The 5,751-nt window shown below is 43.5% G+C and carries 2 protein-coding genes; one reads left to right on the top strand and one right to left on the bottom strand.

The features are described from left to right. The first annotated feature begins 161 nt into the window (after positions 1-161). A complete protein-coding gene (gene ggt / locus J7K40_10365; GenBank protein ID MCD6162802.1) occupies positions 162-1,862 on the top strand; it encodes a gamma-glutamyltransferase in 1,701 nt (566 codons plus the stop codon). Positions 1,863-2,266: 404 nt separating this feature from the next. Here ggt and J7K40_10370 read toward each other — a convergent pair whose 3' ends face one another. Next, complete coding sequence (locus J7K40_10370; protein ID MCD6162803.1) at positions 2,267-5,068, bottom strand: glutamate mutase L; 2,802 nt, start codon at positions 5,066-5,068, stop codon at positions 2,267-2,269. Positions 5,069-5,751 lie beyond the last annotated feature (683 nt).

The following is a 5,751-nucleotide window of genomic DNA, read 5'->3' on the forward strand; positions in this document are numbered from 1 at the left end:
AAGTTAAATCATAATAGTTTAAAACTGCATCACTTATAATCGGTTTAACTGGTTTTTAGTTTTCACCTTAGGTTTCGACACTAAAAGACTTAGCTTGCGTGAATATATGAAATATGGTAACATACCATTGGTTGCAAACATAGTATTTTTCGGGAGGAAACATGAAAAGATTTTGGCTAATAACATTAACAATATTATACCTTATTTCTATTGCTGAATCTATAAATTCAGCCTCGCCAAAACCGGCGGCGGCGCGAAACGGTATGGTAGTTGCCTCCGAATCGCAGGCGGCGGCGGTCGGATTAAAAGTACTCGAAGGTGGCGGTAATGCAGTGGATGCGGCAATTGCAGTCGGCGCCGCTTTGAATGCAACCGAGGGCTATAATTTCGGCATGGGCGGCGGCTGTTTTATCCTGATTTACTGGGCTAAAACCGGCGAAGTAACCGCCATCGATGGCCGTGAACGCGCCCCGCTTAAAGCTTTTCGAGATTTATATATCAACCCTGATGATTCAACTGTTATCCCCGATCTATCTACCGAGGGTGTTGCGGCGGCAGCTGTGCCCGGCTTGCCGGCGGCTTTCGAGATGATTCATAAACGCTGGGCTAAGCGCTCATTGAAAGATTTGCTTAAGCCGGCTATTGCCATAGCTGATACGGGCATCATTTTATCGCGCACTTATGCTGAAAAACTGCTCTATTCTAAAAGCCGTCTTTATCAGTATCCTTCAAGTCGGGAAATATTTTTCCCCAAAAACGACACGCTGCCATATGCTTTTGGTGATAGATTGATACAGAAAGACTTGGCTAAATTTCTGAAAGCATTTTCCAAAAAGGGAGCCGACTGGTTTTATAACAGCGATTTTACCGAATCGTTGGTTGATTTTATTGATAAAAACGGCGGCTATTTAGCCAATGAAGATTTCAAGTCATATAAGGCTGTAAAACGCCAGCCTATTCACGGCAATTTTCGCGGTTATGATATTTATTCCATGCCGCCGCCATCCTCCGGCGGTATCCATGTAGTGCAGATTCTGAAAATGCTCGAGCCATTCCATATGCGTTATCATGGTCCGGGTTCATCCGAAACAATCCACCTTCTGGCTGAGACTATGAAACGTGCTTTCGCCGATAGAGCATACTATCTCGGCGACCCTGATTTTGTAGATGTGCCAGTTGATGGCCTGCTTGATTCGACCTACCTTGCAGAACTAAGGTCAACAATAAAGCCGTATCAAGCCTCAACTATTCGCGGGCCGGGAATGCTTCCCTCAACTGAAAGCTCTCAGACAACGCATTATTCTATTATCGATGCTGACGGCAACATGGTGTCTGTAACCGCCAGTTTAAACACATCGTTCGGGTCGGGTGTTGTGATGCCCGGCTGGGGTCTTCTGCTGAATAATCACATGGATGATTTCTCGATTCAACCGGGAACGCCTAATTTCTATGGTTTGGTTGGCTCTGAGGCAAATGCTATCGAGGGCGGCAAGCGTCCGCTTTCATCGATGTCGCCGACAATCGTTTTATATAATAACAAACCGGCTGGTATTTTTGGTTCGCCGGGAGGACCGAAAATTATCACAACGGTTGCGCAGGTTATTTTAAATATCATAGAGTTTGGCATGGATGTGCAGGCGGCGGTTGATTTCCCAAGAGTGCATCATCAGTGGAAGCCGGATGTGGTATTTATCGAGCCGGGAATCCCAACTGATGTTTTGGTAAATCTCAAAGCCAAAGGGCATAATGTTTATCAAACAGGATATTGGTCATCCGCGCAATGTATATGGATTGACCAAGAGACCGGCTTGATTACCGGCGGCACCGACAGCCGTTCCGAGGGCGCGGCATTGGGATATTAGATTTGCTAGTGCACCTTATAAAACTCCTGGCACAGACGTGCCTTGGTGTGAGGACGCACAACAACCACACCAATAAATAGAAGTGAGGAACGATTAATTTTTCAGTAAATGAGATTTGACTTCAAGGGATATTTTAATTTTAAATTGTTAAGGAAATATTTTTATGGATAAAATTAAAAAAACACACTGTCCTCTTTTGCCGGATTGGCTGGATGAAAGAATATAAGGGTTTAGATTATGATTCCATCCAAGTGGGTGGTAAATGGGTTGACGAAAATAACTATGCTTACATATGTGTCAGGATGGAAGGAACGACATTCTGACACTTTTAAGGGGCTTGACCTATTTTTTAACCCTTATTACCAAGCGCCGCTTGACAACAAGAGGGCGTATGCAATACGCCCCTACTCTGGCGATAGTCTCTCCGGCAAAATAACCTGCGGTCGTTTAACCCCTACTCTTAACTGAGTAGTCCCATCGATGACCGCCAGCTTGCCTTTGTGAGCAATCAGTAAATCACGAACCCGCTGGCTTAGCTTGCTCTTGCCAAATCCCTCAATCATCACGATTGTGAACTCAGGCTTTTGATCATAATAGTCTTTAAGATTCAAGCCGCCGGCAATCAGACCGGTAATGTTTTTATCCATCAGAGAAGCCAAATCACCGCTTTTCACATGGTCCATAACAGCGATGTCATCAGCTTGTATATCATCAAATGCCAATCTGCCGAAAACTTCGCCGCCGCTTCCCCAAATGCCGGTAATAATCGAACCATGATTAACTATCTCACAGCCTTTATCCGTAGCATTGTCAACTTTGCCCGGCAGCCAGGCGTTTAATTCGAGTTGCTCAAGCAATGATTCGATAATCACTATTCCATACTCAAGATTTATATCCTTAACCTTGCCCCGTATCGGCGATTTGCATGCTTTGGGAATTGCGCCGGGTATAGCCGCCAGCCACTGGCCTTTCTCGACCTCCTGGCCTACCTCGCATTTCAGATATGGCTTGATAAATTTCGGTTCGACATTAAGTTCATTAGCAGCCTTTACCGAACATAATTGCCCGGAATGTTCTTCTTTTTCACGAACAACAACAGCGCCATTAGGCAGTATTTTCTCGATTATACCCGTAACAGTAGAACGATATGATTTTTGATGGAATATGCTTTTTTCATTGCGTGCCAGTATCTCGCCCGCCTTGACCTCATCGCCGACTTTCTTGTGAAATATTTTTGATAGCTCATCACCTGTTATATGAAGATCATCGGCGATATTAAGGAAGAAGGGACGCAGGAAAGCTCTCGTACATTTAGCGATAACCTTCTCTGATGCAACATTTTCTCCTTCGCTAACAAACACCTCTCCCGGAATAACGAGTTCGCGTTTGATGCGAATTTCCCCTTGATATATTTGTTCCTGGGAAGAAAGCTTTATCTCTCTTGTATATGGCTTAAAATCATCGGGTATAAAATAACCGCATTTAGAAAGAGCCGGTCTTCCCCGAGTATCGATTATCAATTTACTGTCAGAACTATTAACTGATATGCTTTTTTTCTTAAGTTTCAGCTTTTTAGTTTTGATGCCGATTTCAATTTCCTTCTCAGTCTCAATAGGAACTATTTTAAATTCACCAAACCGGAAGCTCTCCTTAAATAATTTTTGCTTGTCGGCTATGCCCGACTGCAGGCAGGCGCTTCCCTCGACAGCTAATACCTCCGTGCCCGGATTAGCTTTGCCGGCCGGGGCGATAAGCTTGCCCAGCCTTACAAAACCAAACTTATAAAACAACTCGCAAGCTAATTCCGGATTAACCTGAGATAATGCGCCCAGTTGGGGAAACATGAATATGCTATCGACTGCAAGTTCGACACAGCCCTTCGGTTGAAGAGCGTTTATAAGTATCATAGCCGCTGTATTGCGAGGCGAATGCGACAACCGGCCGCCTGAACCTATTATTATATCATAATCTGCCAGATAATCTGATTCTTTTGAAGTTTTCTTTTTCTTGGTTTGACGTTTCAATTTATTCCAGGTCAGCTCCTCTTTGCCAAGACTTAATGTTACGCCATACATAACCTTGAAATGGTCTTTCACTGCCTCACGTATTGCCGCCGAGGCGACTGCGCACTCGATTTTAGTGTCCTCGATAGTATTGGCAAGTTCTGTCGGTTTTAGAAATTTATTGCCGATTCTATTGAGCAGTTCCTCATCGCTGATATCGAAATCCAAAAGCTCGCTGATAGAATCAAGGCCGGCGGTTTTAACTACATTCATGATGCTGTAGCTCATGCCAAGGTTGGCGCTAACCGTACGGAAAACCTTGCCGTTGTCAGCAGTGAACACATCAGTGGTAGCTCCGCCGATATCTATTGCCAGAATTTTGGCCTGTAAATCCTTTGAAATGATGCTCATAATCTTACTGAATGCCGCTGGAGTAGGCAAAATATTTGAGCTTATCCAGTCAGTATATTTTTCATAACCGGGAGCTTGCGACATAACATGGTCCATGAAAATATCATGAATCGCCTCTCTGGCGGGTTCCAGATTTTCCTTATCGCTTGATGGTCTGATATTTGGCACTGCATAATACATGAAACGTTCGCCCAGCGTTTCCTCGACAACTCCACGGGCATCAGTATTACCGGCATAAATAACCGGCAATTTGATTTTAGCGCTTAGTTTGGGTTTTAAACCGGATTGATTTAGAAGCTCTGCTAAAAATACAGGACCAAAAATCGCGCCGCCATCAAAACCGCCGGCAAGCAGAAACATATCAGGTCGAAGTTTTTTAAGCGTATCGATTTTACGGTATGGTGTGCGGCCATCATCCAAAGCGATTATATCGAGGATTATCGAACCGGCGCCAAGAGCAACCCTTTCCGCGCTGGTTGAGGTTACCGATTTTACCAAACCGGCAACTACAACCGCCAGCCCGCCGCCGGCGCTGGATGTGGAAAAACAGGGAATGGCTGGCTTGTCATTTTCCACAAGTCTTTCGCCGGTAGATTTCTCAAGCTGTCGCAAGGCTTGAATAACTCCGTAGGTTACATCCTCATACGGTTTTTCGACTGTGGTGGGGGCTTCCTGACGGTAATACTGCCAGTCGGAATCATGTTTAAACAAGATTGCTTTAGTTGTTGTGCTGCCGATATCTATAACGCAAAATTTATTCAGGTTTTGCATTGATTTATCTAAATCATTCACTTCATTCTCTCCATGTTATAACAATCTAAGCAATATATGGATTTATTATATTGATTCAATAATTAAAAATTCAGATTATTATGAATATTGCTTCACTGCTGTCCGACCTTTTGTAATATGCTATGCTTGATAACATTCCCCGCGAATGCAGCAGTGATTTTGTTCTATTAGTTTATTTTGATTAATTACAGAAGTTTCTCAAATTTATTCTAAATTTGCAGGTCGGGGTTTTCCAGGTTGATTTTTTAGCAATAAACCTAACATTATGTACATCAACGCGTAGGGGCGTCCGCAGGGTGCCCCATCCCCCGCCTTAAGCGGGGGTGGGATACGTTCATAAAAGCTGCCAAACTTCACAATTCATAACTATCATATGAATATCGGAACATCTCGTTTTCCACAAAACCAATAATAATATAACCACTACCAATCTATGGCAGACTTCACTAATCTTTTGGAGTAACCCACTCCCGCTTTGGGCGGGAGTGGGGCACCCTGCATACGTCCTCTTTAAATCATTTTATTTAAAAAAATATTTATATCGCCACCAAAATCAGGATATAATTACAGAAATTGTTTTCATTCATTCATTTTCTTATAACTATTTACAGTTATCAGATTAGATCATTGTAGGTCAGGTTCTGAATGAGTCCGCCTTAGGCGGACGAATGAAAAACCCGACA

The organism is Candidatus Zixiibacteriota bacterium (assembly GCA_021159005.1).
Classification (GTDB): Bacteria; Zixibacteria; MSB-5A5; order UBA10806; family 4484-95; genus JAGGSN01.

Excerpts from the sequence above, each read along its gene's own strand:
- ggt (MCD6162802.1), top strand. The coding sequence starts at position 162 with ATGAAAAGATTTTGGCTAATAACATTAACAATATTATACCTTATTTCT.